The following is a 25299-nucleotide window of genomic DNA, read 5'->3' on the forward strand; positions in this document are numbered from 1 at the left end:
ACCTCCTTCCCGCTTGAATGAATGCGCTTTCAAAATTACTGATAAAAAGCCGGCTTCACACAACGGTGAAGCCTTCCCTTTTTACACCTTTAAGATACATATGAGCCGTTTGTTTCAATCACTTTTTTATACCATTCAAATGAGTCTTTCTTAAGCCGCCTCATTGAACCGTTGCCTTCATTATCCCGATCAACATAAATCATGCCGTAGCGTTTTTTCATTTCTCCGGTTGTAAATGACACGATATCAATAATTCCCCATGGTGTATAGCCCATTACATCCACACCATCATATGTGATTGCTCTTTTCAAAGCTTTTATATGTGACGATAAATATTCAATTCTTGGAGTGTCATGAATTGAACCGTCCTCTTCTAATGTGTCGATGGCGCCGAATCCGTTTTCCACGATAAATAATGGAATCTGGTAGCGGTCGTATAAGCGGTTTAATGTGTACCGTAAACCGGTCGGGTCAATCGCCCAGCCCCAATCACTCGCTGTAATATAAGGATTTTCCACGCCGTTTGGCAATCCTCCGTTTACGACATCTCCGGTATTATCGTTTGATACATCACTTTTTACGGTTGTAGACATGTAATAGCTGAATCCGAGGTAGTCCACTCGGCCGTTTTTCAAAATCTCTTCATCACCGTCTTCAAAGTGTATCTGATAGCCTTCTCTTTCAAACTCTTTTAACGCATAGCTTGGATAATATCCGCGAACCTGCACGTCCGGGAAGAAAAAACGCTGTCTCATCGTTTCTTCAGCCAGCATCACATCGTCGGGGTGAGATGAGTACGGGTAAATCGGAACATGTGATACCATCGCGCCGATCCTGAACTCAGGATTGATTTCTCTTCCCTTCGAAACAGCCAATGCGCTTGCCAGCAGTTCGTGATGGCCGGCCTGATACATGACTTCTTTTGCGTTTTCGTTTTCTTTGACGGCGACGCCTGAGTTCGTCCATAAAAAGATCGGATTATTCACATCCATCTTATTATTGATTTCGTTAAACGTCATCCAATACTTCACCTTATGTTTATAGCGTTCAAAACACACTTCAGCGAATTTTACAAAAAATCCGACTGTTTTTCTGTTTCTGAAACCGCCGTATTCTCTCGCCAAATGCAGCGGCATCTCAAAATGTGACAACGTGATTACCGGTTCAATCCCATGTTTCAGCAATTCATCAAACACCCGGTCGTAAAAAGCCAATCCTTCCTCATTGGGCTCGGCTTCATCACCTTTAGGAAAAATTCTGCTCCAGCCGATGGACGTTCTTAAACATTTCAGACCCAGCTCGCTGAATAATGCGATGTCCTCTTTATAACGATGATAAAAATCGATCGCTTCATGATTCGGATAAAATTCCCGCTCTTCAATTGTATCTGTTATTTTCCGGGGCACACCATGCGCGCCTGCCGTCATGACGTCCACTACACTCGGCCCCTTGCCGCCTTTATTCCATCCCCCTTCAAATTGGTGGGCGGCCAGAGCGCCTCCCCATAAAAAATCTTTTGGCAATGTCCCCATCGTTTATATCCTCCTTTATTTGACTGCCGCTTGCATGCCGAATAAATGCACTGCAGCCGCTTCAAGCATCCGCTTCGCAAGTGCAGAAGAATGCCTGCCTTTATTTTCATATTATACGTTTACATTATAATTGTACCGGTATAATTTATCAATACATAAACAATTATAGTTAATTTACGAAATGGCTTTTAAAAACGATTATGCTATAATTCTGAAAGAAGCGGGACAATAAATGAATGAGGAATGTATATGTTAAAATACCAGCAAATCGCGATAGATATTGAAAAATACATAGAAGAACATCAGCTGCAGCAAGGGGATAAACTGCCTGTGCTGCAAACCTTAATGAGCCGGTTTAACGTGAGCAAAAGCACGATCACCAAGTCCTTAGATTTATTAGAAAAAAAGGGGATTGTGTTTCAAGTGAGGGGAAGCGGCATTTTTGTCAGACGGAATAAAAGAAAAGGGTATATCAGTCTGCTTTCTAATCAGGGATTTAAAGAATCACTTGAAGATTTTAATGTCACTTCCAAATTATTAGCGCTGGAAGTGAGAAAACCCACGCCTGAGGCTGCCCAAAATCTGAATATGCCGCCTGACGGCGACGTGTATTATGTCAAGCGAATCCGATATATTGACGGGCTGACATTGTGTATCGAAGAGTCATTTTACAACAAATCGATTATTACGTATTTGAATAAAGAGATCGTGGCAGAATCAATATTTGATTATATTCGAGAAGGTCTCGGGTTAAAGCGCGGTTTTTCAGATTTATATCTGTACGCGGGGATGTTAAATGAGGAAGAAGCGGAGTACTTAGGTCTATTTACAGGAGCGCCTAAGCTATGCGTTGAAACGATTTTTCATTTAACCAACGGCCAGCCGTTTGACTTCTCAAAAGTCACCTATCACTATGAGCAATCACAGTTTTTCATTCAGGCGAACAGCCACCTTTTTGAACAGGAAACGACATAAGACGGGCTTTTCGCAAACAGAAAACACCCAATGCGCGAGCGGCGCATCGGGTGTTTTTTACTATTTCATATTCTTATTTAATGTTTCAACGGCTTTTTTCATTTGTGTATCGTTGTCCGCAAGCTGTTTTTGCAGATCCGTCATCAATTTTGCCGTTGTGTCTCCCGTTATAATGCCTGTTTGTTTCAGTTTCTCTTTTGCTTGGAATTGTTTAACGGCTTGTTCAAATGCTTTATCATACGTGCCGTTTACTTTCACGCTGTACCCCAGCGCTTTCAGCATTTTTTGCGCATTGGTGACGGTGGTTCCGGAATCCCCGTATTTGTATGTTTTTTTCGCATCTAAATACGGCAGGTTCGCATATTCAGGAAGCTTAACCTGATATTGCGGTTTGATGCCTTTTTTATGAATCCACTCTCCGTCCGCTGTCAGCCATTTAGCGATTGTCAGTTTAACGGTAGAACCGTCGCTGTAATCTTTTGCCGTCTGCACGGTTCCTTTTCCGAACGTTTTCTCGCCGATCAGCGGAATGCCCGATGATTCATGCAGCGCAGCCGACATGATTTCCGCGGCGCTCGCGGTGCCGTCATTGACGAGGACGACTGTCGGTTTTGTCACTTTGCGCTCTTTCGTCGCTTTCATGACCTCTTTCGTGCCGTCTTTGTATTCGACCTGCATGATATTTTTCCCTTTATCGATAAACATGTTGCTCATTTTGATGGCTTCATCCATCAGTCCGCCCGGGTTGCCCCTTAAATCGAGAATGTATCCTTTCGCTCCTTGTTTTTCGAGGCTGTCAATGGCTGAATTCAGCTCTTTTGCCGTCGATTCGGAGAAGGATGTGATTTGGATTTCGCCGATGTCTCCTTTTTTCATTTCAGAGTACACCGTTTCAACCGGGATGGTGTCACGTTTGATCGACAGGTTCAGATCGCCGACACCCGCTCTGTGCAGCACAAGCTTGACGTTTGTTCCCTTTTTGCCGCGGATTAATGCGACGGCTTCGTTTACATTAAGGCCTTTAACGCTTTTGCCGTTGACCTTCAAGATCTGGTCATTCGGTTTAACCCCCGCTTTTTCCGCGGGTGACCCTTTAATCGGCGATACGATCAGGATGCTGCCGTCCTTTTCTTCCACTTGTGCGCCGATGCCTTCAAACGAAGCGGAAATGGTTTCTTCAAAAGACTTTCCTTCCTGCGGGTCCATATAAGAAGAATATGGATCATCCAGGGAACTGATCATGCCTTTTATCGCTCCGTCTACTAATTTGCTGTCATCTGTTTTTTGATAGTAATCACTTTTAATCTGCTCGTAGGCTTTATTGAATTTCTCAAATTTGCTGTTCGTCAAAGCAGCCGAGCCTTGTCCGAAAATGGTCGTATTGCCCGTGATAAACAGCGTAAGCGCCGAGGCTGCGACCGCAGTGATCAATATAATAAAAAACAGTTTAAATTGCCGCTTCAAGAAAACACCACCTTTTTATTCTTACATTATTATCATAGACGAACGCTCATTCGTCAACTTCAAACGTGAGGCGCCCTTCTTTCCCGTTTACCCAAACCTATGCTTTTCTCTCAACATATGCTGAGGAAAAAAGGAGGATTTGGCCTTTGAGCAAATATTTAGAAATGCTGTCCTTATTCGGAGTCGGAGGGGCTCACCCCGGCGGGCTCGCTTTTTCCAAAGCCGTTCTCACAAAAGCGGCTCCTCCTCCTGGCGAACCGATTCTTGACGCGGGCTGCGGAACGGGACAGACGGCCGCTTATCTCGGCCACCTGCTGTACCCCGTCACCTGTGTTGATAAGGATCCCCTTATGCTTGAAAAAGCAGCAAAACGATTTGCCGCTGAAGGCTTAACCATTCCGGGCTATTTGGCGGAGCTTGAGCGGCTTCCGTTTGCTGAAAATCAATTTTCCGCCGTTCTTTCCGAATCAGTTCTCACCTTTTCAAATCTTGATTCATCGCTGTCTGAAATCCTGCGGGTCCTTAAACCCGGGGGTATGCTGATCGGCATTGAAGCTGCTTTACAAAAGCCCATGCCGGAAAACGCCATCACGCAGATAAAAGACTTCTACGGTTTTACCGTATTGCAGGATGAAACGGCATGGAAACAGAGATTGCTTCAGCAAGGCTTTCAGAACGCGGATTTCATTCCCGCTGTCTATGAAAACAATGCGCAGGAGCCGACTACAGAAATGGATTTATCGCCCGTTATTCAGCCGGTTCACTACGATACGCTGACGGCTCATTACGAGCTTATGCAGACGTACCGTGAATATATGGGACACTGCGCTTTTGTCGCTTACAAGTAAAACGGCGATTGTCCTCCTGTTTTCGTCCAACCTTTTTACCGCACTCTATCATAAGCTGACATAGAAAGATAGGTTGGATAGGAGGAGAAAAGATGCAAAACTATTATCATCTTTGCCGGCAGCACCAGGGAAAAGTAGCAAGAATTACAGAACGAAACGGCAGAGTCCACGTCGGAAGAATCGTACGGGTGACTAACAGCAAAGTGTATATCGCCCCTGTCGGCGGCCGTCACAGAGGATACGGGTTCGGCTATTGGGGAGGCTGGGGAGGCTGGGGAGCAGCCTACGGTATCGGCCTTGGTTTCATTACCGGATTTGCGCTTGGAGGTTTACTCTTCTGGTAATAAAGAAAGCCCGCTTTCTATTTTTCAAGCGGGCTTCTTCTTATTACACTTTCTTTACTTCATTAAAATATTCTTCAAGTGTTAATTGATGGTCATGGATGGCTTTTGCCGCTTTTTTGCCTACATAGCGTAAATGCCATGGTTCATACTCATACTTTGTGACATTTTCTTTGCCTTTAGGATAGCGGATGATAAAGCCGTATTCATACGCATGGTCTTTCACCCATTTGCCGTCCGCCGTGTTTCCGAACGCTTCATTCAGCTCATATCCGTTGCTTTTGCTGGAAATGTCCATGGCAAGCCCCGTCTGGTGTTCGCTTTGCCCCGGATATGCGACGGCTTCTTTCGCCTTTTTTTCACCTTTCAGACTGACTTCATTATCGAAAATAACTTTCTGTCTGTCATAAGAGCGGTATCCTGAAACGGCAACCAGGTCATAACCTTCTTTTTTCCCGGCGCTGAATAGTTCTGCCAAAGCATCGGCGGCAGGTTTGCGGATATATCGTTTCTCGATTTTCTCAGTAAAAGAAAATTCGACTTTCGGGATCACGAGATCATTCGGTTTATAATCTCCCGGCAGCGTGTATGTCTTATTCACGAGCGCAAGTGTATTTGTCGGGTTTTGAATGGTCTCAAGCCCGTTCACTTCTTTAATATCATTAAAATATTTGCTCTCCAATACAAAATCGCTGTTTTCTGCCTTCGTTGTTTTTTTGCTTGATGTGTCATCTGATTGTTTTGTTTCAGCTGCTGTTTTTGTGTCCTTGTGGCTGTCGCCGCCTGAAATGCTGCAGCCGGTTCCCACGATTGCGGTTACGCTGAGAGCGGCAGCGAGCGAGAACCATTTAGTGGATTTCTTCATTTTACACTTACCTTTCTTTTTTTGAATCAGGGCGATGCATAAAGAAGAGGGCTGCTTTAATCAGCATAACCCTCATCTCAAGTTTACGATACAGTATGCAGCGCCAGTTTAATCATATCATGAAAAGTCGTTTGACGCTCTTCTGCCGTTGTTTCTTCTCCCGTTAATACGTGATCGCTTACAGTCAGGATAGACAGCGCTTTTTTGCCGTATTTAGCGGCAAGCGTATATAAAGCAGTCGTTTCCATCTCTACGCCGAGAACGCCGTATCTGGCAAGCTTTTCGATTTGGGAGTCTTCATTGTAAAACTGATCGGCGGTGAATACGCTTCCGACCGCTACGGGAAGATTGTTTTTTTGCGCTTCCTGGTACGCTTTATGAAGCAGTTCGAAGTCTGCGCAAGGAGCATAATCTACACTGCCGAAGGCGACACGGTTCATCTGTGAATCCGTTGAAGACGTCATAGCCAAAATCACGTCACGCACCTTCACGTCATTACGGATGGCTCCGCATGAGCCGACTCTGATTAAGTTTTGAACATCATAGCTCTGAATCAGTTCATTCACATAAATAGAGATAGACGGAACACCCATGCCGGTGCCTTGGACTGATACTTTTTTGCCGTTATATGTACCCGTAAATCCGTACATTCCTCTGACTTCATTATAACATTCCACATTTTCAAGATAAGTTTCCGCAATAAATTTCGCTCGGAGCGGATCTCCCGGCAAAAGCACTGTATCCGCAATTTGGCCTTTTTCAGCGTTTATATGTACACTCATTTCCTTTTCCTCCTGCCTATTCAAACTCCCACCCATTGTACACTGAATAACGGTAAGAGACAATCATCAGCATGATCAGGGCGATCTTGGGCAGAATATGCGGGATGACAAGCCTAAAGAAAAAGGAGTGAACATAATGGGCAAAAAACAGCGCAACCGGGTGACCGGCCAGAAAAAGAACAATCACGTGCCCGTTTCAGACGTCATTGCAGCTGATGAAGCGCATGAAAAAGAGCATTCCGCCGCTAAACGGAAGCCTTAACACTGTCTTTCCCAGACAATACGGAAGCCGGCTGAAGATTCAGCCGGCCCCGTCTTACCTCGGCTGGACGAGCAGCCGGTTAATTTTGCTCCATCCCGCAGGGTTAAGCCTGTAATACGTCTTTCCTTTTCTTCCTTCGTCTATGAGTATGACATCTCCGGTCGCTATGAATCTGGCTTGATAGTCGTTTGGGACCGTATCAGGCACATTAAAAACAGAAAATGCCCTTTCCAGTGCGTCTTGATGATTGTCAGCGGCCAGCTCTGTCCGATAGACGACCCTGTATCCCTTTTTCTCGCCGTAGCGGGGTGTTTGAAAAATCGTCACATCATAGGCGCAAGTCTTTTTTTTAAACACGGGCAGCGATAACAGCATCAAGATCCCTCCCTCTTATTTCTTAATAGTATTAGCGTTTTTTCTCATTTTTCCTGTCTCTATTTTTGTCGAAACGGATGATACTTTTCGTCAAGAAGCGCAAAAAGCGAAACGAGGCAAAGTCCGAGACTGAATCCGGCAAGCACATCCGTCGGAAAATGCGCGCCCAAATAAATTCTGCTGAATCCGATCAGAATGACGAGAACCCCGGTAAAGACGGTGACGGCCCGTTTTCTTTTCGTGAAAAACAGAACATGCTTGATCAAAAAGTAAGCGATGACGGGATACATCACTGCCGAATTCATGGAGTGGCCGCTCGGAAAACTGTATGAGGTTTCATGGACGAGCGGTTCAAAAGCGGGTCTGGCTCTTTCAATCAATTCTTTTATTTTTATGTTTACAATCCGTTCAATGAGAAAGAGAAGCGGCAAAAAAACAACATCCGGCGTTTTTTTGTACATATACAGAGCCGCGCCTGTCAAAAGAAGAAGCGGCAAAAGCACCGCGGTCGTGCCGAGCTCCGTTATCCATAACATCAATTCATTCAGCCAGGCAGCCCTGATCCTGACAGCCGCTTCTATGACACGCTCATCAAAAACCCGGACGGCTTCTATCCGGATCGCTGCTGCGAGCAGAATAAACAATGCGAAAAGACTTGCTGGCTTGTACAACGTTTTCCCCCCATGTTTCATTCTCCCGAGCTGATTGAAAAAACCGAAGCTTTTTCACTTCGGTTCCGCAGTTTCAGTCTTCATCAAGCTCTTCGTCTATCATACATTTTTCTAATAAATAATCAAAGGTGATGTCGGCTATTTCGAAGATTTCCTCTTCACTCGGTATGTACCCGCGCATAGCAAGCTGACTGTAAAAATAATCAGCTATTTCTTCTGTGTCAATCACAAGATCTATTTCTTTCATGCAAACACCGCCTCCTTTTTTATGTTTTATGAAAAAACCGTTCAAATTATACCCGAAAGTTCTAAACGTTTTGTCCGCTCATATACTTTTAAAAAAACAAGCCCCGGAGGGAGAAAAGATGATGACGAAAATGATGGCTTTATTGGACGGAGATGGATTTGATATCGTATTGAAAAAAGTGCTGAAAGGAATGTCGTTTGTAATCTTTGCCGGCTGTCTGCCCTGGTTTTTATATGTCACCGTCCGTTTTTTTGCCGGCTAGCTGAAATGCTCCCGCAGGCTTTCCAGCACAAAATTCATCATATCTTTATATTCTTCGTCACCGAACAAATGATAAAGAATCTTATAATCGTTATAAATATCAAGCAGCTCATCTACAATCGATACCGCCAGCACATGCAGGGCATCGGGATCATCAGCATCGCCTTCAAACTGAAGAAGAGCAGACGCGACGGTATCCTCGCCGATCTCATGAGATGCTTCCCCAACATAGTGGACAAACAGCAGCTGATGCACAAACTGATCCATTTCATATTTTCTCAGAACCAGCGTGAGATCCTCTTCCTCCGTTTCAAGCCACTCTCCGTCTTTCAGCCGAGTCAGCTCATAAATAATATCCTCCCAGCCATCCTCTAAATATCTCCATATTTCAGTTCTGTGGCCGATGACACGGAATAATTCCTTTCCGTAGTCCTTTACATATACGACGTCGCCGATCAGAAATTCATATTCAATATCCAATTTTTCCATATCGACGATCACGCCCTCATAATCTTTATAAAGCTGGATGGACGATTCAAAATAAAGCACTTCATTATGATTGACTTCGTAAAGATAATGTTTATCAATTTGATGAACCTTCGTAATGGTGCCGACGGTTCCGTACATCACGACGACCACGATGTCTCCCACTTGAAATTTCGGTTTATCTGGCTTCATGCTGTCTCCCCCTTGCCGCGGACTGTCATACGCTATCGTATGCCGGCCGCCATCATTTCGCATGGGCATGAAAACCACAGGAAATATCTATTTCTGTACCTGTTCAAAATGGCAAAAACCGCAACATGCTTGTGCGTTTTTTCACTTACCGTAACAGAAGCGTCCGATGACATTCCGCTCTCGATCGAATGAGCAGTAACAATGCTGAGACAAAAAGCTTCTATTTTTTATGAGTCTTTGTTTTTTTCTCTATGACGCAAAGGTAAATACCCGGCCCGAAGGCATGTTGACAATATCACCGCCGTGATGTTCAAGATTTGCCGTGAAACAAATCATCGAAGGTGTAGGGAGATCCAATTCCGGCTGCATATTTGCAATGGCTTGTTTATCATGAACAACCAAACTCGTTTCGGCTTTCAATGAAGGCACAACTTCAATCCGCTTCAACCTTGTCACATAAAATCCCCTTTTCCGTCCAAACGTCAGTGCCTCATCAGGCTTACCTGATGGATCATTTGATTCCCCTCACTTCATTTAAATGTTTGATTATTTCTCCGTGAAAAGCGGTTCCTTACACGGGACCCCGCCGGCAGCGGCCTGATCCGGTGAACTCTGCAGCTATACCTTCTCCTGCCTGATTATGATACGTGCGGTCAGGAAGATTTGTTTACGTGCTGATCAAAACGGACGGCGTTGCGGGATTTGATCATACGGCACCTCATAAGCGAGTCATTTCAACAGAAAAAAACCGCACAATGTGCGGTTTTTCGTCAGGCGTGCTGCACCTCGGTCTCATATTTTTCCCAAGCTTCATCAAATGTCGCCATCGTTTCTAAATAGTCGGCGCTCAGTTCTAAATAAGAACTGAGCTCGTGATAATCGCTTGACGTTTTCGGAAAGCCGTGATCTTCATATGCCTGATTCGCAAACTGGCTGATTGCGTCCTGCGGCTTGGGATGCCTGTATTTCATCAAATAGTGATAAAAGGATTTCATGGGTTTCCCCTCCTGATGACTGTCTTTTGTTGTACTATTATACAATTCAAGTGTGAAATTACAACAAAAGAAGACTAGGAGAAGTCAAAATAATTCCGTTTCAAGATCCGTTCTGTCTCCATCAGCTCTTGATATGTGAGTGTTTCCGGTAATTTTTTTGCATTGACTAAAAAAAGCTGATTTTCGATTTCCGCTATGACCGCTTCCTCCTGATAAGTCATGCCGCAGGAGGAACAGGCGAATGAGGGTGTTTCTGTAATTTCTATGGCCCTCGTACCGTCAGGAAGCTCCCAGTACACAGCCGCCTGACAAGCTGACGCCTTCTGATTGCCGCACCACTCGCATGGCTTCACGGCGACTCACCTCCGACTTCCGATCCTGCTTTTTGCTCTTTCTTTTGCTGTGCAATAAATTTCTTTTCTTTCAATTCATCTCTCTTTTCCCTGCGGTCTTTCAGCGTTTCATGATCAGGGTTTGATGTAAACGTTTTCCTCCTGTCGATCCTCGATACATTTTCCGGTGTGAACGAAACCTCTTTGTCCGCGAAAATGGCGCTCAGTCCGACCGGCTCGTGTTTGGCCATCGTTCCCGGAAAAACAGATTCAAAATAGTCGTCGGCTTGATTCGGGATATAGTTTTCCGGCTCGGGATAAGATGTAATCACCCCTTCGAAGTTTCTGATCACAACTTTCTCCGGACTTTGGGAGAGCAAGTAGTTCGGCTGCAGGGCGATTTTACCGCCTCCGCCCGGGGCGTCGACGACAAAGGTCGGCACGGCAAAGCCCGTTGTGTGGCCCCTCAGTCCTTCAATGATTTCCAGCCCTTTTGACACAGGCGCTCTGAAATGGCCGATTCCCTCTGACAAATCACATTGATAAATATAATACGGACGCACACGGATTTTCACTAAATCATGCATGAGTTTTTTCATAATCGGCACGCAATCGTTAATGCCTGCTAAAATAACGGCCTGGTTACCGACCGGAACACCTGCGTTAACGAGCTTTTCACACGCCGCAACCGATTCTTCCGTCAGTTCGATGCTCGTATTAAAATGAGTGTTCAGCCAGACCGGATGATATTTTTTCAAAATCTCACAAAGGTTATCCGTTATCCGCTGCGGAAATACAACGGGCGCTCTCGTTCCGATCCGGATAATTTCAAGATGGGGAATGTCACGCAGGTTTTTCAAAATATATTCCAGAATCTGATCGTTGATTAAAAGCCCGTCTCCGCCGGAAATCAGGCAGTCACGGATTTCCGGCGTTTCCCGGATGTAAGCGATTGCCGCATCGAGCTGTTTTTTCGGCACCCCCATTCCGATCTGTCCGGAAAAACGCCTTCTGGTGCAATATCGGCAATACATCGAGCATTGATTTGTCACCAGAAAAAGAACGCGGTCGGGATAGCGGTGCGTAAGACCGGGAACCGGTGAATCTTCATCTTCAAACAGCGGATCTTCAAGGTCATATTTCGTTTTGTGCATTTCTTCTGACAGCGGCACGGACTGCATGCGGATCGGACATCTCGGGTTATCGGGATCCATTAAAGAAGCATAATAAGGCGTAATGTTCAGGGGAATGGTTTTTACAGACATCCTGACGCCTTCTTCTTCCTCTTCGGTCAAATGAATGACTTTTTTCAGGTCATCGACGGTTCTTACAGTATGGGTGAGCTGCCACAGCCAATCATTCCACTTGTCTTCCGGCACATCTTTCCACAATTCAATCTCCTTCCAATGACGCTTCGGCTGAAACCATTTGTTTGTCAAACGAATTCCTCCTTATGAATGGCCAAACGTAAAGTCTTGCACCATATATTCATATTTTCGAGCCCTTCTGAAATGCGGCAGTTGTTCACAAGCCTGCCTCTGTAGCCGTATCCCGCATGGTACAAAACGGCATTCATCCCGTAAGACGCTGCACGGGCCAAGGAAAAAAGATGGATGATTCCCCGGCCCGCGAGTTCCTGCTCCAACGCTTTAAACAAGTGTGCCGTTACGGAGTTCCCCCTGTAATCTGACAGAACCGCGCAATCGGTCATTTCAGCGTGCCCCAATACCGGATTGATATCTGCGCTTGCCGCCCCAATGAGACGATCCTGATCGAATGCGGCATAATAGATGGTGTTTTCTCGCATTGTTTTTTTAATATAAAGGGGATTAAAGACAGGAGTCGGATAGGTAAGAAAAACATGTTTATATAAGTGCGATAAGCGGTCTGCATCATCTTCATCCGCTTTTCTGAACATCAGCGCGCTTTCTGCCTGAGTCAGTCCCCGCCGCGGTGTCTCATATAAACGGTCAACAGTCGAATCTTCTGATACATATGAATCTGACCGTCTCCGTTCCTCTGATAAATAGCGCACCATCACAACAGCCTCATGCCCGTTGTAATACCCGTCTATGACACCCTCAACAATAAAAAGATGCTTGACAAATTCCGGCTCATCGCCGCGCTTGGCAAAGAAAATTACCTTTTGGGCTCCTTCTTGCTTTGCTTCTGCCAAAACGGCCGGAATAAGCGCCGTGATCTGTCCGTCATAACGAATGACTCTGAGCCGCTCATTGAAACGGTCTGCATCAATCTCGGCCGCTCCCTTTTCAGCCCTCAGTTCCTTTATCAGCTCCGTCACCCCCATCTGCCACCCCGCACCATTCCATGATAAAAAGAGAAATGATTTTGACGGCATCGATTAACGCCCGGATTTCAATGTATTCATTCGCCTGATGCGCCGCCTTGACTTCTCCCGGCCCGAAGACGATGACCGGCGTCTGTCCCGCGTGCTGCAAAAGCCCTCCGTCCGTTCCCCACGGGGACGCTTCACGAACCGGTTTTGCCCCTTTCATTTTCTCAAAAGAAGATTCCAGAGCGGAAATCAGCGGATGCTCATCCGGGAGATCATTCGGGAGCCACTGAGCCCCAAACCATTCTATTTCCGCGGGGTGGTGTTTAAACCATTCATCCCGGTACTCCAAATCTTTCAGCCAGCTTGCCAGCTCTTCTTTTACTGCTTCGGGCGTTTCATCCGGCGCTATTCCGCACCTGCCTTCTATCACCACACGGTCAGCTACCGATGATGGCCACGTTCCCCCTTGGACGGTGCCGATATTAATGGGAACCGGAATCGGAACGTCCCGATAAAGCGGGTCTGTGATACGGGCGTTGCGGACGTGTTCAAGCTCTTTAAGGGCTGTGATGACATGCAGGCTTTTTTCAATGGCGCTCACCCCTTCATAGCGGGTGCCGCCGTGTGCGGACAATCCCCTTACCGTAATGCGGAACCACATAGACCCTTGCTGCTTAACAAACAGCTTTAAATTAGTCGGTTCGGGAATAAGTGCCCCGTCAGCCTTGTAGCCCCTCATAACAGCCGCCAGTGTTCCCGCGCCGCCGCACTCTTCATCTACGACACTTTGAAACAGAACATCTCCTTTTAACGTAATCCCGCAGGCTTCAAGCGCTTCTAACGCAAACAAGAGAGCTGTATTGCCGCCTTTCATATCCGTTGACCCGCGGCCGTAAACTTTGCCGTCCTTTTCAACAGCGGTAAACGGTTCATACGTCCATGCGGCGGGATTTCCTTCTGGGACAACATCAATATGTCCGTTCAGTATCAGTGATCTTCCGCCCCCGGCCCCTTTCTTTACAGCTGTGATATTCGGGCTTTCATGGAAGTCTTCGCGTTCCGATACGAAATAAGGATGCTCTTTCAAATGTTTGACACTCGGCTCCCATACATCAATATCCATGTCAAACTGTCTCAGTTTTTCTAAAGCGACTGCCTGCGCGTTAAATTCATGGCCGAACGTGCTTTTTTCCCCGATCAGCCGTTTCAGCAAGCTTACCGCTTTTGCTGTGTTTTCTTCCGCCCACTCAGTGACTTTCTTTTCTAATTGATCCATGGACAGGCCCCCTTTTAAGAAAACATTCTCCCAATCTGATCTCGGCATCCGTTGTTTGAATGACATCGTCTATGGTCGTGCCATTCAGCAGTTCCTCAAGAACAAAAGCCCCATCATCTATGCTGATGACGGCTTTCTCTGTAATGATGAGATCTGCACAGCCCGCTGCTGTAAGCGGCAATGAACAGCTTTCGACCAGCTTCGGCCGTCCTTTCTGATCGGTGTGGCTCATGACGACAACTACTTTTTTCGCGCCTTGGGCAAGCTCCATCGCCCCGCCCATTCCGGGCACTTTTTTTCCCGGCACGAGCCAATTGGCGAGATCACCTGTCCTGCTGACTTGGAGCGCGCCTAAAATGGTAATATCTATCAGCCCTTTTCTGATCATGGCAAAAGACAGAGCTGAATCAAAATAGGAAGCACCCTTAACTGTACTGACAGGAAACCCGGCCGCATTGCATAAAAGCTCATCCTCCTCTCCGCGCTCCGGACTGCCGCCGATCCCGAGGACGCCGTTTTCCGCCTGCAGCATTACCTCCATGCCGGCGGGCAGAAAGTTCGGCACTAAAGAAGGAATGCCGATCCCCAGGTTGACAATCATACCTGAGGTAACTTCACTGGCGGCCCGCCTCGCGATACTCTCTCTTTCCGCTATTCCCAAGCCCATTTCCACTTCACTCCTTCACTTTGCACGACACCCTCCACGAAAACGCCCGGCGTTACAATATGCTCGCTGTCAAGTTCGCCGGCAGGCACAATCTCTGCCGCCTCAGCAAATGTTCTTTCGGCCGCCGCAGCCATCAGAGGGTTCATGTTGCGCGCCGTTTTGTCAAACGTCAGATTCCCGAATTCATCAGCAGTATGTGCGGACACAAAAGCGAAATCAGCCGTCAGCGCTTTTTCAACTAAATAGGACTTTCCGTCAATCGTTACGGTTTCTTTGTTTTCACAAACGGTTGCGTTATCAATGCCGATATCAGTTAATATACCGCCTAGCCCCGCTCCGCCTGCGCGAATCCGTTCAGCAAGCGTCCCTTGCGGCGAAAATTCCACCTCAAGCGCTCCGTCAGTCATTTGTCTGCCCGCGACAGGATTTGAGCCGATATGGGAAGCGATCAGCCTTTTTACCCGCTTATGAACGATAAGCGGGCCGATGCCGATTTCCGGAAATCCGGCATCATTGCAGATGACGGTCAGCTCTTTAACACCGCTTTCCAAAATCGCTTCGATTAATGACGGAGGTGAACCCACTCCCCCAAAACCGCCGAACATGATGACAGATTCGTCCTTGACATCGGCAATTGCTTCATGAATATCGATTTTTTTATGAAAAATAGACATATCAGCTCAATCCTTCTTCATCATTTTTTCAACTTCTTCTGCGGCCTGTGAAAATAGATCTGACAGCTCATCCAGCTCGGCATATGAAATCGTGAACGGCGGGGCGATGATGACGGCGTCTCCTTCTCCGCTGTCAATACCGGGCTTTGCAGGGTAAATAAGCAGGCCCCGTTTTTTTGCCGCTTTAATGATTTTTTCGGTGAAGGCCTGTTTTTTCGAAAAAACGTCCTTCGTCGTTTTATCCTTAACGAATTCAACCCCGATCAGGAGGCCTTTACCGCGGACATCCCCAATCACCCCGCTGCGCTCTTTGATTTCTTCTAATTTCCGCTTCAGCATTACGCCTTTCTCCTCTGACTGCCGAAGCAGCTCGTGTTTCTTAACATAGCGAAGCACTTCAAGCGCCGCTCTTGCACAGTATGGGTTGGCACTGTACGTATGTCCGCTCATAATGACCCCGGAGCCCCGCTTGATCGTTTCAATGATGTCATCAGACGCAACGGCTGCCGCTATCGGAGCGTAACCGGCGCCTAACCCTTTTCCGAGCACCGCGATATCAGGTGCGATCCCCCAATGCTCAGAAGCAAGCATCCGCCCTGTTCTCCCGAGCCCCGTCATGACTTCATCCGCGATAAACAAAATACCGTGCCGGCGGCAGACATCCTCAAGCGCTTCATAATAACCTGCCGGCGGAGTGATGGCCGCCCCGGCTGCTCCGACAATCGGTTCTGCGACAAATCCCGCGATAAATGAGGAACCGATCCGCTGAACAGCCGTTTCCAGTTCAGCCGCCGCAGCTTTCACAAATTCCTCTCCCTGCAGCTCTGAACGATACATATTAGGCGCTGAAACGGCAGGAAACCGTTCGAGCAACTGGGTGAAGCGGTATCTCCGTTCGTAGAACCCCGATAATGAAAGCGCTCCCAAAGTAATGCCGTGGTAACTGCCCCATCTTGATAGAAAGACGGATTTTTGGTATTGCCCTTTTTCCTGCCAATATTGAACGGCCATTTTCATCGCTGTTTCGACTGCCTCTGAGCCGCTGTTTACAAAAAATGACCAATTCAGCCCGCCCGGCAGATGATCCGCCAGAAATAAAGCCAGTTCTTCTGCCGGAGTACTGGTGAATTGCGAGCGATACACAAACGAAACAGAGTCAAGCTGCTCTTTTAAAGCTTGTATAATATCCTCCGTGCCGTGGCCGATATTGCAAGTGACCGCCCCCGATGCTCCGTCAAGATACTTGTTCCCCTCCTGATCATACACATATGATCCCTTTCCATGACTGACTGACGGATAATTCCCGTCAAGCTCCGGTTTGATTAAATAGCTCCCCATATCTTTCCACCTCGAAAACCCATTTGCTTCATTGTATGAACAGATGAATAACCGCATTCTTATCCTTCAGAAAGTTTTTTGCAGAAAATACCTTTCTGTAAAACAGGCTGCCGGAGATGTCCCGACAGCCTGAAAAGCGTTCTGGAAATTCTATTCCTATTGTTGATTTTATTCTTTGCTCAGCTCATTATCACATCATTTTTGATCTGAATCAGTATAAGCAGAGGGCGGAAAATTCCCGTCTTCTTTACTGTATGGGAATCAATATTTCACACAAATGATGATTCACCTTTTGTAAAGTATACCTTTCGATAATGGGCTGCTCTCTCTGATTGATAAATTATTTTTTTCGATCTCAGAAAAAATAGTGTTCCAAAATCCACTGACTGCCTCTTTTGTATGATCAAGCAAGAAAACAGCGTACTTCCCTCCGGAAAATGTACCGATCTGGGCTGGTTCAGGCACATGGTCTTGATTGATAACAAGACAAACATCATAGCGGCATTTCTCTTTAGGAGTACGATTCGGATGATCTTGCGGAATTCCTAAAATGACAGAATGATCAAGCAGACCATTCAATTGCGCCCAGTTTTTAAATGACTCCATCAGTTCTTTGTTTTGCTTTCCGCCATACTCTCCGACGTTTCGGAAATAAGCAATTCTTGATTCAGGTAATTCTTCAATCGTTATGTTCACATTTTCGCCCCCTTCTCCAGAAAGGTAGTATGTATTAAAATGTTTTTCAAGCTGATTTTTCAGCATGGAAATAACAAAAAGCCTGCAGAAAGTGATGTTCTCTGCAGGCTGATTTTCATTATAGGATTTTTTTCAGTCTAACAAATAAAAGCCGCACCGACGATGATTAATAAAATAAACAATACCACGATCAGCACAAAAGTGCTGGTTCCGCCTCCGCAGCCGCCGTGCCCGTAACCATAGCCAAAACTGCCGCAACCGTAGCCATATCCGTATCCGTACATACGCAAATCATCCTTTCTTCTTACGATATACGGCATTGTATGCGGGCCAACTCCCAATTGGTTTATGCGAATGCCCAACTATGTAAGAAAATAATGAAAAATTGTATGCACGCGCCGAAATCTTTTGAAGCCGAGTTTTTCATAAAAGCGGTTTACACCGTCCATCCCGGACGTCACAAGGTATACGGTTTCCATGCCGTTCAGCTTTGCCGCCGCCATCAGCTCATTCATCAATATCGATCCGTAGCCTTTTCGTTGGAATTGATCCAGAATTGCGACTTCTTCTATTTTTGCGGTTTTATCTGCTTTGTTGATGAAAAGCTCTCCGCAGCCGATCGGAATCGTTTGCGAGGCGTCGCTGTAGCACACGACAAGCATAACCGTTCCGTCCTTATACAAAGGATATTTCCGCTCAAGCTTTTGTTCGGCCGCCGCCTCGCCAATGTAAAGGGCATCATAGATGTTCATAATAGACGACCCGTCGGCGAGGCTTTTTTCCGTCCCCCAAGCAGTGAGCGGGTGTCCGGCCTGCAGGTCCCTATTTTCCAGTTTCCTTGCAAAAAACAGCTCATCTTCCACTACGCAGCCCTGCTTTACGAGATTTTGTTTCAGAAGAAGCGGAAACGCGTGCTCCGGAGCCGCTTTCACATGAATATAATTGGCTTGAAGCAAGCCCGGAACGGACGAAAAAAACGGCAGCAGTTTGTCTAACGGAAATGTACGGTGCAGCTGAACAAAGTTATGCGAAAAAATCTGCGGCAAAAAAGGGTCCGTATATACACTGAAATGCTCGAACCTCTGAATGCCGGAAGTAAGCTCTATATACTGCTTCTCGGTTTTATCAAATTGATCGGTCATAAAAGCTCTCCTTTTCCTTACACATCCAACTGCATCTCTCAACCTTTTGTTATATTGAGATTTCTCATAATTTCATCGTACACCGGATAGAACGGCATTCCAATTGGTAATTGTTTAATTTGCTGAAAGAAAATGGGTATCGCCTTCTGATTCGCAAAAAAGCGTTTCGCTACGTCATGACTGATCGGATGGAGAACCCCTCTCAAATAAACATAAAATTCCCGTTCAATGCGAAACAGCATTCTCCCGGGCAGATGTTGAATACAGCCCGATGTCCCCCGGCTGATCGGCGGACCGTCCGGAAGCGATTGTATTTCGCCCCGCTCTAAAGCCGGGATGTCATGCCGTTTAAATCGGTAAAAGCGAAATGCGCTATGATCAACCATTCTTTTCTCCCCGTCTTCTATAAAATAAACATGAAACTGATCCCTGACGAGCTGAAAATTCGGAATACTGACGGAGTTCTCTTCCTCATATTGAAATAAAAACGGATCCGGAATGACGACGGTTCGGCCTTCATATAACGTATGCCAGCGCTCGTTTACAGGCTTCCTTTTATTTCGGTCAAGCTGATATACTTTCTGATCCGTCCCCTTTACAAAGGATCCGTCGATCAGGACAGACGGAAGCGATTGATACGTGTTCTGAAATGAGTGGGGTGTTTTATAGGTCGTATCCAACACTTCTTTTATCGGCAGAAATGATGTAAATGTGTTGAGCCTGCTCCAAAAAACAGAGTCTCCGTGATTCCAATGCATAACATCTTCGTCCCAAAAGCTGCCGAACTTCTCTTTCACACGCTCAAGCAATGATCTCCGGTGCATCACTGAACAGTGATCAACGAGAAAAGCGGCCTGATCTAGCACCTCTTCAGCAAAACGATAGAAGTGGAATTGTTCTGTTCCGCGCCCGTTTACATGTATCACCTTCTGGCTGGAATAGACGGCATCAAACTCGCTGTATTGATTAAGCGCTTCCGCCATGCGGCTGAGCCTATCCGGATGAAATACGGTGTCGTCTGTCAAATAAGTGATGTATTCGCCTTTAGCCCGTGAAAGCGCATCATTAATCAAAACGGCATACCGGGTGGACTTCAGCCGTTCGGCAGGATTGATAAAACTGTTGTCATAATATATGCGAGGATCTTTTATATACGTACTGATGGCAGCCGAGGTTTCTTCATTTGAATGATCATCCATTACAAACAGCTCCCAATTGCTGTAGGTCTGATGCAAAACACTTTCAATCGCCTGTTTCACAAAATCCGGTTTGTTGTAACTCGTTAAGATAATTGAGATCTTCTTTTCCATCCCATCACCCCTTCTGTAAAAACATAAAAAACGGCTCCGAAAGAGACAGAGCCTGATATCCGTTATTAAAAAGCACCCCAGCTGACGATGCTTGAAATCGCGACGTTTGATCTCGTATTATTGAGCGGATTTTGAAAAACGGCCAAATCTGACAGCACTTCTTTGACAATTACGTTTTGCAGTGTGCTGCCGTTAATCAGATTGACGCGTGATACAGGAACCCCAAGCTCTTTTGCCATTACAAGCTGACGCCGCAAATCTGAATGATCTCCGGACGGCTGACGGGATAACAAAAGAAGAAGAAGCAGTACGAGCTGAAATTCCTCCTCAAAACCCCCGTGTTTTACAGTTTCTTCCGAATCCAAAATATTCCTCTCCTTCATTTTTTAATCTATACAACGTATGTCATACTCTTACAAACCGCATAGGCAAACAAAGCCTGATTCGAAAATTCAGCTGTTTGATTAAATATTGAAAAAAACACAAGCAAAACGGCATTCGACTTATACCAATCTCTTCAATCAGGAATATGAATAAACGTGAGGTTGAAATTGTTAAAGGAGGTGTATGTCCGCATGAGCGAGGATCGTTTGGAGCTTAAAAAGGAGTTATTGAAAACTCTTTTAGCCCCTGTATTTGACAACAGCGCTTTATCTGGCGGTACAGATGGAGGAGATAATGTGGAAAACAAAGTAAAAGAATTATTGGAATCGGCAATTGATGCAAAAGTAGATGAAGCAGCGGCGAAAGACAGTCTCAGCGCACAATCTGTATTGGGAAGCGGTATTTCATTAGCTGCGAGATGGATTTTTGCAAGAATTCAGCCCGGCACTGTCATCAGCATTGTGATGGATTCAGGAGACATGATCGGCCCGGTTCAATTTGTTGCCTTTGACGAAATTCACGGAATCGTTTTTGTTACGCAGGAAAATTCCGTTACACCGGCAGGCTCTGCTACAACATTGCTTGACGTCGACAAAGTTGAAAGTGTCACGTTCACTTCGTAACAGCATATGAACGTTTTATATATCCGTTCAGGATATAAAGGCATATACACGTATTTTGACCGCTGGATTGAGGAAGGCTTTTTACAGTCTTCCGTCCGCTTTTTTTCTGTTTTTGAGTTTGAGGAAGATACCATCCGCAGTATACGGGCATTCAAACCAGACATCAGTCTGATGATGACGGGAGACCGTATTCCGTCTGAATGGCTTCAATGGCTGAAGACAGAACAGATTCCCGTTTATCTATGGATGACGGAGGATCCTTTTTATTTCGATGTGAGCATGACAATCGCCCCGCTTGCCGATGCCGTTTTAACGATAGAACAAAACGCGCTTGATGCTTACCGGCAAATGGGCTTACAGCACGTATATTATGTCCCGATCCCCGTTAATCAGCGGCTTTTTAAGAAACAACCTGCTGAAGCTTCTCTTCACACAAATCTGCTTCTGATCGGATACCCGTACCCGAACCGCGTTGAACTGGTGAAAGCAGCGGCGAAGCTTCCGTATACGCTTCGTATCATCGGGAAGGGATGGCGCAGACATCTGCCTAAAAAAATCGCCAGGCAGCAAAATGTGCTCGTAATGGATGAATGGATTGCACCCGAACGTGCCGCATTATATTACAACAGCGCAGACGTGGTCTTAAACCCTCACCGTTCTTATCGGTTTGCGCTCAATCAGAACGGACGCGGCATCGAAAATATCAGTTTAAATACGAGAAGCTTAGACATTGCGGCTTGTCAGGCCTTTCAGCTGACAGACCTTTCTCCCGCGCCCCCGTTTTCATCCTTTGTTTCTTACAGCGGGCTTGCGGATTTTGCGGATAAGATCCATTTTTATATGACAAACCCGGGTGAACGTAAACAAACCGCGGCGCTTAATTATCAAGAGACAGTCCCGGCGTACACGTATGACCAGATTCCGGCTGTGCTTGCGGCTATCCGTTCCAAGACTTTCTCATGAAACGCTCTTCACATCAAAAAGCAGCTTGGATAAGCTGCTTTTTTCATGTTTATTTTCCGCTTCTGTCAGTCAGTTTTCTCGGGTCAACCTGTTTATTGACCTGCGGGTGAAAGCCGATTTTATCAGCGATTCTTTCCCATGGCACCATTTTAAAATTTTGATTGGCCTTTTGGCCGTGATCTATATTTTCTCCGTCCTGTGCGACAAAAAGGCCGAACGGATATTCAGGTCCCAGCCCGAAACCCAGAACGTCAATTCCGTCTGTATCGCTTGTGCCGTCTGTTTCAGGCCCGTCTGTTATCTGAAATTCCGCAACATATTTGTTCTGTCCCTGTCTTTCATAAATCGCGTAGCTGCTGTTACCCTGGCTTGATGCAAGCAAATAACCTTTCCCGTCAGCAGCGTAGTAAATCGTCAGTCCTTCAATATCAGGGGTTAAATGCCTGCCGTCGGCACGATCGATAACCGTTCCGTTACTGCCGCCGTCCGGCTCAGCGCTGAACTTCCAGATGGCCTCATCTTCTTCTGCGATATAAAGACTGCCGTATTCATCGTCTGCTGCCATCCCTTCTGTCTGAGAATTCATTTTAAACGCCCTTACCTTTTTGCCGGATATGTATCCATTTTTATCAGCATTTAATTCGTATTGTTCAAATTCGCCTTCTTTCCCTGTCACCATCGCGTAATATTTTCCTGTTTTTTGACTGTGGTACAAGCTGAAACCGTATACTTCATCAATTGCTGACGCAATCGGGCGGTCTGGGTTCGTAATGCTTTGTAATGTGCCGTTTTTCCCGTCAATGGCGTAAATCTCAATGGTATTCTTTCCTTCAGACCGATTGGATGCCGCCGCAATATCGACTTTTTTTCCGTTCAACGGAAAATCATAGCGGATATCAACATTGTTCAGCTTCCCGGTAGGATAGGAATGAAGCATCTTTCCCTCTAGGCTGTACACGACTAAGCCTGATTTTTTATTGGTTGTGATCAATTTGCTGTTCTGAGGATTCTTGGGGTCCAGCCAAATCGCAGGATCATCAGCTGCATCACCTGCTGTATCAACCGGTTCCGTTTCCGCCGCCGCATTCACGGTAAAATGATAAGGATCAGACAGCTTATGCTTGGCCTGGGAAGAAACCGCACCGCATGTGAGCATCAATCCGGCTGCCGCGGTTAACAAAAGTGTTTTTGAATGATTCATTTTCCTTCCTCCTTTTATGAAAGTGTACTTTAATTGTAAAATACATACAGGAATGTCAGTGTTAAGTTTTTGTGAAGATTGTCCGCATGTGAGAATTTATGAAGAGAAAAAATTGACGTGAGCAAATATTTAAAATGAACATTAAGTACAATGTTTTATTTGTGATTTCTATTCTATTAATCGGGTAAAGCGATATAAAAGCGCATCAGATTAATGTTTTTCTCTAATTTTTGATTTATTGGTTTCTTTCATTAACTCGCTGAAATTGTTCAACATATGATGCATGGTAGAGAAACGAGAGTTGGAGGATAAGCCATGCCTAAACAGCAAGCAGTAGAGCTACAACCGTTTTTTCACGATAAAACTGTTCTCGTCACAGGCGGGACAGGATCAATCGGAAGCCAAATAGTAAAACGCCTTTTGCTCTTAACCCCTAAAGAAGTCATTGTGTTCAGCAAAGATGACAGCAAACAATATGTGATGAAACAAAAATACGCGGATGAACAAAGACTGTCGTTTGTGCTCGGCGATGTTCGTGACTACAGAAGAGTCAACCAAGTGATGAAAGGTGTTGATATTGTCTTTCACACAGCTGCGCTGAAGCAGGTTCCGACATGTGAGGATAATCCCTTTGAAGCCATTCAAACCAACCTTATCGGCGGACAAAATGTCGCAGAAGCCGCTTTGCTGCAAGAGGTGACGCATGTGATTAATATCAGTACCGATAAAGCCGTTTATTAAGATACTTACTACTAACCAATTAAAAAAAGAAGCTTACTCTGCAGTTCTTTCCAGAGCAGCTTCCAATAAATGCTGAGCAAATTGTTTATAAAATTCATCTAAGTCATCACTGGCTTCATCCTGTTCTATATAGCGGATACTGTAATTATCTTTATGGACAACCTTTATTGTTTTCTTCTTCAATTCCTCATAACGTTGGTAAGGTTCCAAAACTACACCCCCGCTTTCACAGGAGTATTATATGTATGTAATGGTTCGTCTCTTGACTGTTCTTTCTTTATCAAAACCTCGCAAGCTTGTTCAAATGTACGGTTAACTTTTTTCTTTATCCAGCGTTCAGTACCAATCTCTTCGCATATGAATACGGGAATGCTGGTTTTATTCAAGGTGCCCAGTAATTCAAAAATGTGTTCTTGGCATGTGCCTTCTCTGCACCTGAGTCAACAATCGTCAAATAAATCTAGGGGCAGGATTAAGCCACCGCGAATGAGGTAAGGTTAGAAGACATTATTTCTGTTCAATATGCCGCTTCAGTTTTTTCAGCGGTATTCCTAGGAATTACAGAATATGTACTAAATACTTTCAAACTTTGAGATGTTTGTTTTTGGCGGTGAAGATTCATTTAATTTTTTATACCAAATACGAATTTTTTGTCCTTTGCTCAAGTCATCTTTATTGTTAAGTTGACTAAGTCCCAGTAAAACTATATCCGATCTATACTTTTCAATAATCTCTTTTTCACTAAGATTTTCATAGTCTTTAACATCAGCTTTTTCATTAGGTATGCGAATTGCTTGATTCTCTTTTTTTAAAATGACATAGCCGACCATAGTTTGCTCATTTTCCATAAAATTTTTGCTATGTTGGTTTTGACACCCTAATGGTATACATAACAAAATTAACAGCATTATAAACACTCTATACAAGTTCAAACCGCCCTTCTTGCATATTTGTAACAAGAATAAAACACTGGCTTAGGAAATGACAGACTAAAACGCCTCATGTTTATGAATTTAAACAAATTCCCCCCTAGACAAATGGAACACGGCGAGGTCTTCACCATTATAGAACTGCACAATTGCATCATGAAATATTCAATTGACTGATCAACCACATCACCTTCTTTAAGCGATCTAATGTTTATATTATAAGGTCCTATAAGTCTATACAGCCTTTCCGCTTAATCATTTTGCTTATCTATAAGCAGTTTACATTAACTAAGGGTATGTACAGTTTTTCAGACATGTTCAGCTTGTCCTTGAAATGCCGGATTGCTTTATCTTGTTCTTGACGTAAAATGTTTATCATTTAATCATGCTGACTTAATATAATGTTTAAGTGTTTTTATATGGGGGGGATA

At 45.3% G+C, this 25299-nt stretch carries 32 protein-coding genes and 1 pseudogene; 8 read left to right on the forward strand and 25 right to left on the reverse strand.

Annotated features, from left to right (window positions below; translation table 11 throughout):
• Positions 1-89: 89 nt before the first annotated feature.
• Positions 90-1532 carry a 6-phospho-beta-glucosidase BglA gene (gene bglA, locus BR62_RS0105215; RefSeq protein WP_020955945.1) on the reverse strand — a complete coding sequence of 481 codons (1443 nt, stop codon included), beginning with the start codon at positions 1530-1532 and terminating at the stop codon, positions 90-92.
• A gap of 249 nt (positions 1533-1781) precedes the next feature.
• Between bglA and BR62_RS0105220 the strand changes: the two genes are divergently transcribed.
• A complete protein-coding gene (locus BR62_RS0105220) occupies positions 1782-2507 on the forward strand; it encodes a GntR family transcriptional regulator (protein ID WP_007407949.1) in 726 nt (241 codons plus the stop codon).
• Positions 2508-2567: 60 nt separating this feature from the next.
• On the opposite strand, the gene ctpA is transcribed toward BR62_RS0105220, so the two are convergent.
• On the reverse strand, positions 2568-3971 hold the full coding sequence (gene ctpA, locus BR62_RS0105225) for a carboxy-terminal processing protease CtpA (RefSeq protein ID WP_025284869.1): 1404 nt from the start codon (positions 3969-3971) through the stop codon (positions 2568-2570).
• A 146-nt stretch (positions 3972-4117) separates the two neighbouring features.
• On the opposite strand from ctpA, the gene BR62_RS0105230 reads away from it, so the two are divergent.
• Positions 4118-4819, forward strand: a complete 702-nt coding sequence (locus BR62_RS0105230) for a class I SAM-dependent methyltransferase (protein ID WP_032866256.1) — start codon at positions 4118-4120, stop codon at positions 4817-4819.
• Positions 4820-4911: 92 nt separating this feature from the next.
• Entirely contained in the window at positions 4912-5163 is a 252-nt protein-coding gene (locus tag BR62_RS0105235) for a hypothetical protein (RefSeq protein ID WP_007407946.1), read from the forward strand.
• 43 nt (positions 5164-5206) lie between these two features.
• Here BR62_RS0105235 and BR62_RS0105240 read toward each other — a convergent pair whose 3' ends face one another.
• A complete protein-coding gene (locus tag BR62_RS0105240; RefSeq protein ID WP_007407945.1) occupies positions 5207-6025 on the reverse strand; it encodes a M15 family metallopeptidase in 819 nt (272 codons plus the stop codon).
• An 83-nt stretch (positions 6026-6108) separates the two neighbouring features.
• Positions 6109-6807: a purine-nucleoside phosphorylase gene (deoD, locus tag BR62_RS0105245; RefSeq protein WP_003153702.1), complete on the reverse strand. Its 699-nt coding sequence runs from the start codon at positions 6805-6807 to the stop codon at positions 6109-6111.
• A 136-nt stretch (positions 6808-6943) separates the two neighbouring features.
• Between deoD and BR62_RS19485 the strand changes: the two genes are divergently transcribed.
• The gene (locus tag BR62_RS19485; RefSeq protein ID WP_156097768.1) at positions 6944-7069 is read left to right on the forward strand and encodes a hypothetical protein; all 126 of its coding nucleotides are present in this window, start codon (positions 6944-6946) and stop codon (positions 7067-7069) included.
• 54 nt (positions 7070-7123) lie between these two features.
• Here the strand turns inward: BR62_RS19485 and BR62_RS0105250 are convergent, their stop codons facing one another.
• From BR62_RS0105250 to BR62_RS19045, 3 genes are all read right to left on the reverse strand, one after another.
• Positions 7124-7444, reverse strand: coding sequence for a YodL domain-containing protein (locus BR62_RS0105250; protein ID WP_003153700.1), 321 nt, complete (start codon positions 7442-7444; stop codon positions 7124-7126).
• A gap of 59 nt (positions 7445-7503) precedes the next feature.
• Complete coding sequence (locus BR62_RS0105255; protein WP_032869978.1) at positions 7504-8115, reverse strand: phosphatase PAP2 family protein; 612 nt, start codon at positions 8113-8115, stop codon at positions 7504-7506.
• 73 nt (positions 8116-8188) lie between these two features.
• Positions 8189-8362 (reverse strand): YozD family protein, encoded by a 174-nt coding sequence (locus BR62_RS19045; protein WP_003153696.1) that lies wholly within the window; start codon positions 8360-8362, stop codon positions 8189-8191.
• Positions 8363-8480: 118 nt separating this feature from the next.
• Here BR62_RS19045 and BR62_RS19675 point away from each other — a divergent pair, with 118 nt between their 5' ends.
• The gene (locus BR62_RS19675; RefSeq protein ID WP_007407942.1) at positions 8481-8624 is read left to right on the forward strand and encodes a hypothetical protein; all 144 of its coding nucleotides are present in this window, start codon (positions 8481-8483) and stop codon (positions 8622-8624) included.
• Here the strand turns inward: BR62_RS19675 and BR62_RS0105265 are convergent.
• The 15 genes and pseudogenes from BR62_RS0105265 to cgeC form a co-directional block, all read right to left on the reverse strand.
• Positions 8621-9301, reverse strand: a complete 681-nt coding sequence (locus BR62_RS0105265; RefSeq protein ID WP_003153690.1) for a hypothetical protein — start codon at positions 9299-9301, stop codon at positions 8621-8623. The genes BR62_RS19675 and BR62_RS0105265 overlap by 4 nt on opposite strands.
• Before the next feature lie 249 nt (positions 9302-9550).
• The gene (locus BR62_RS0105270) at positions 9551-9757 is read right to left on the reverse strand and encodes a VOC family protein (RefSeq protein ID WP_012117772.1); all 207 of its coding nucleotides are present in this window, start codon (positions 9755-9757) and stop codon (positions 9551-9553) included.
• Between the two features lie 314 nt (positions 9758-10071).
• Positions 10072-10296, reverse strand: a complete 225-nt coding sequence (locus tag BR62_RS0105275; RefSeq protein ID WP_015240030.1) for a YozE family protein — start codon at positions 10294-10296, stop codon at positions 10072-10074.
• A gap of 74 nt (positions 10297-10370) precedes the next feature.
• Positions 10371-10649 carry a YokU family protein gene (locus tag BR62_RS0105280; RefSeq protein ID WP_007407940.1) on the reverse strand — a complete coding sequence of 93 codons (279 nt, stop codon included), beginning with the start codon at positions 10647-10649 and terminating at the stop codon, positions 10371-10373.
• On the reverse strand, positions 10646-12067 hold the full coding sequence (gene ablA, locus BR62_RS0105285; protein WP_015240031.1) for a lysine 2,3-aminomutase: 1422 nt from the start codon (positions 12065-12067) through the stop codon (positions 10646-10648). The genes BR62_RS0105280 and ablA overlap by 4 nt, the downstream gene beginning before the upstream one ends.
• Positions 12064-12936 (reverse strand): putative beta-lysine N-acetyltransferase, encoded by an 873-nt coding sequence (ablB, locus tag BR62_RS0105290; protein ID WP_032869980.1) that lies wholly within the window; start codon positions 12934-12936, stop codon positions 12064-12066. Before ablB ends, ablA begins: the two co-directional genes overlap by 4 nt.
• The gene (locus BR62_RS0105295) at positions 12899-14200 is read right to left on the reverse strand and encodes a peptidase (RefSeq protein WP_032869982.1); all 1302 of its coding nucleotides are present in this window, start codon (positions 14198-14200) and stop codon (positions 12899-12901) included. Before BR62_RS0105295 ends, ablB begins: the two co-directional genes overlap by 38 nt.
• Complete coding sequence (locus BR62_RS0105300; protein WP_015240034.1) at positions 14172-14867, reverse strand: 3-oxoacid CoA-transferase subunit B; 696 nt, start codon at positions 14865-14867, stop codon at positions 14172-14174. Before BR62_RS0105300 ends, BR62_RS0105295 begins: the two co-directional genes overlap by 29 nt.
• Positions 14852-15541 carry a CoA transferase subunit A gene (locus BR62_RS0105305; protein WP_015240035.1) on the reverse strand — a complete coding sequence of 230 codons (690 nt, stop codon included), beginning with the start codon at positions 15539-15541 and terminating at the stop codon, positions 14852-14854. Before BR62_RS0105305 ends, BR62_RS0105300 begins: the two co-directional genes overlap by 16 nt.
• A 6-nt stretch (positions 15542-15547) precedes the next feature.
• Positions 15548-16879, reverse strand: coding sequence for an aspartate aminotransferase family protein (locus BR62_RS0105310; protein ID WP_007407934.1), 1332 nt, complete (start codon positions 16877-16879; stop codon positions 15548-15550).
• Positions 16880-17126: 247 nt separating this feature from the next.
• Positions 17127-17575: pseudogene (locus BR62_RS0105315) on the reverse strand (AraC family transcriptional regulator).
• Between the two features lie 137 nt (positions 17576-17712).
• Complete coding sequence (locus tag BR62_RS0105320; RefSeq protein WP_014418145.1) at positions 17713-17859, reverse strand: YjcZ family sporulation protein; 147 nt, start codon at positions 17857-17859, stop codon at positions 17713-17715.
• 78 nt (positions 17860-17937) lie between these two features.
• Entirely contained in the window at positions 17938-18717 is a 780-nt protein-coding gene (locus BR62_RS0105325; RefSeq protein WP_007407931.1) for a GNAT family N-acetyltransferase, read from the reverse strand.
• Between the two features lie 38 nt (positions 18718-18755).
• Complete coding sequence (locus tag BR62_RS0105330) at positions 18756-20027, reverse strand: glycosyltransferase family 2 protein (RefSeq protein ID WP_032869985.1); 1272 nt, start codon at positions 20025-20027, stop codon at positions 18756-18758.
• 65 nt (positions 20028-20092) lie between these two features.
• On the reverse strand, positions 20093-20392 hold the full coding sequence (cgeC, locus tag BR62_RS0105335; protein ID WP_007407929.1) for a spore maturation protein CgeC: 300 nt from the start codon (positions 20390-20392) through the stop codon (positions 20093-20095).
• 210 nt (positions 20393-20602) lie between these two features.
• Here cgeC and BR62_RS0105340 point away from each other — a divergent pair, with 210 nt between their 5' ends.
• Both BR62_RS0105340 and BR62_RS0105345 read left to right on the forward strand, forming a co-directional pair.
• Positions 20603-21034 carry a hypothetical protein gene (locus BR62_RS0105340; protein WP_007407928.1) on the forward strand — a complete coding sequence of 144 codons (432 nt, stop codon included), beginning with the start codon at positions 20603-20605 and terminating at the stop codon, positions 21032-21034.
• 6 nt (positions 21035-21040) lie between these two features.
• The gene (locus BR62_RS0105345) at positions 21041-21997 is read left to right on the forward strand and encodes a CgeB family protein (RefSeq protein WP_032869987.1); all 957 of its coding nucleotides are present in this window, start codon (positions 21041-21043) and stop codon (positions 21995-21997) included.
• A gap of 49 nt (positions 21998-22046) precedes the next feature.
• On the opposite strand, the gene phyC is transcribed toward BR62_RS0105345, so the two are convergent.
• Positions 22047-23198 (reverse strand): 3-phytase, encoded by a 1152-nt coding sequence (gene phyC / locus BR62_RS0105350; RefSeq protein ID WP_032869989.1) that lies wholly within the window; start codon positions 23196-23198, stop codon positions 22047-22049.
• A 315-nt stretch (positions 23199-23513) separates the two neighbouring features.
• Here phyC and BR62_RS0105355 point away from each other — a divergent pair, with 315 nt between their 5' ends.
• Positions 23514-23939, forward strand: a complete 426-nt coding sequence (locus tag BR62_RS0105355; RefSeq protein WP_003153663.1) for an SDR family NAD(P)-dependent oxidoreductase — start codon at positions 23514-23516, stop codon at positions 23937-23939.
• Positions 23940-23972: 33 nt separating this feature from the next.
• Here the strand turns inward: BR62_RS0105355 and sprB are convergent, their stop codons facing one another.
• Positions 23973-24149 carry a recombination directionality factor SprB gene (sprB, locus tag BR62_RS19490; protein ID WP_015417661.1) on the reverse strand — a complete coding sequence of 59 codons (177 nt, stop codon included), beginning with the start codon at positions 24147-24149 and terminating at the stop codon, positions 23973-23975.
• A 362-nt stretch (positions 24150-24511) separates the two neighbouring features.
• Positions 24512-24847, reverse strand: coding sequence for a DUF3221 domain-containing protein (locus BR62_RS0105360; RefSeq protein ID WP_231559576.1), 336 nt, complete (start codon positions 24845-24847; stop codon positions 24512-24514).
• Positions 24848-25299 lie beyond the last annotated feature (452 nt).

The organism is Bacillus sp. UNC69MF (assembly GCF_000746035.1).
Classification (GTDB): Bacteria; Bacillota; Bacilli; order Bacillales; family Bacillaceae; genus Bacillus; species Bacillus velezensis.

Coding starts and splice junctions, on each gene's coding strand:
- bglA (WP_020955945.1), bottom strand. CDS start 1,532: ATGGGGACATTGCCAAAAGATTTTTTATGGGGAGGCGCTCTGGCCGCC.
- BR62_RS0105220 (WP_007407949.1), top strand. CDS start 1,782: ATGTTAAAATACCAGCAAATCGCGATAGATATTGAAAAATACATAGAA.
- BR62_RS0105235 (WP_007407946.1), top strand. CDS start 4,912: ATGCAAAACTATTATCATCTTTGCCGGCAGCACCAGGGAAAAGTAGCA.
- BR62_RS0105240 (WP_007407945.1), bottom strand. CDS start 6,025: ATGAAGAAATCCACTAAATGGTTCTCGCTCGCTGCCGCTCTCAGCGTA.
- deoD (WP_003153702.1), bottom strand. CDS start 6,807: ATGAGTGTACATATAAACGCTGAAAAAGGCCAAATTGCGGATACAGTG.
- BR62_RS19485 (WP_156097768.1), top strand. CDS start 6,944: ATGGGCAAAAAACAGCGCAACCGGGTGACCGGCCAGAAAAAGAACAAT.
- BR62_RS0105250 (WP_003153700.1), bottom strand. CDS start 7,444: ATGCTGTTATCGCTGCCCGTGTTTAAAAAAAAGACTTGCGCCTATGAT.
- BR62_RS19045 (WP_003153696.1), bottom strand. CDS start 8,362: ATGAAAGAAATAGATCTTGTGATTGACACAGAAGAAATAGCTGATTAT.
- BR62_RS19675 (WP_007407942.1), top strand. CDS start 8,481: ATGATGACGAAAATGATGGCTTTATTGGACGGAGATGGATTTGATATC.
- BR62_RS0105265 (WP_003153690.1), bottom strand. CDS start 9,301: ATGAAGCCAGATAAACCGAAATTTCAAGTGGGAGACATCGTGGTCGTC.
- BR62_RS0105275 (WP_015240030.1), bottom strand. CDS start 10,296: ATGAAATCCTTTTATCACTATTTGATGAAATACAGGCATCCCAAGCCG.
- ablB (WP_032869980.1), bottom strand. CDS start 12,936: ATGGGGGTGACGGAGCTGATAAAGGAACTGAGGGCTGAAAAGGGAGCG.
- BR62_RS0105295 (WP_032869982.1), bottom strand. CDS start 14,200: ATGGATCAATTAGAAAAGAAAGTCACTGAGTGGGCGGAAGAAAACACA.
- BR62_RS0105300 (WP_015240034.1), bottom strand. CDS start 14,867: ATGGGCTTGGGAATAGCGGAAAGAGAGAGTATCGCGAGGCGGGCCGCC.
- BR62_RS0105305 (WP_015240035.1), bottom strand. CDS start 15,541: ATGTCTATTTTTCATAAAAAAATCGATATTCATGAAGCAATTGCCGAT.
- BR62_RS0105310 (WP_007407934.1), bottom strand. CDS start 16,879: ATGGGGAGCTATTTAATCAAACCGGAGCTTGACGGGAATTATCCGTCA.
- BR62_RS0105320 (WP_014418145.1), bottom strand. CDS start 17,859: ATGTACGGATACGGATATGGCTACGGTTGCGGCAGTTTTGGCTATGGT.
- BR62_RS0105325 (WP_007407931.1), bottom strand. CDS start 18,717: ATGACCGATCAATTTGATAAAACCGAGAAGCAGTATATAGAGCTTACT.
- BR62_RS0105330 (WP_032869985.1), bottom strand. CDS start 20,027: ATGGAAAAGAAGATCTCAATTATCTTAACGAGTTACAACAAACCGGAT.
- BR62_RS0105340 (WP_007407928.1), top strand. CDS start 20,603: ATGAGCGAGGATCGTTTGGAGCTTAAAAAGGAGTTATTGAAAACTCTT.
- BR62_RS0105345 (WP_032869987.1), top strand. CDS start 21,041: ATGAACGTTTTATATATCCGTTCAGGATATAAAGGCATATACACGTAT.
- phyC (WP_032869989.1), bottom strand. CDS start 23,198: ATGAATCATTCAAAAACACTTTTGTTAACCGCGGCAGCCGGATTGATG.
- BR62_RS0105355 (WP_003153663.1), top strand. CDS start 23,514: ATGCCTAAACAGCAAGCAGTAGAGCTACAACCGTTTTTTCACGATAAA.
- BR62_RS0105360 (WP_231559576.1), bottom strand. CDS start 24,847: ATGCTGTTAATTTTGTTATGTATACCATTAGGGTGTCAAAACCAACAT.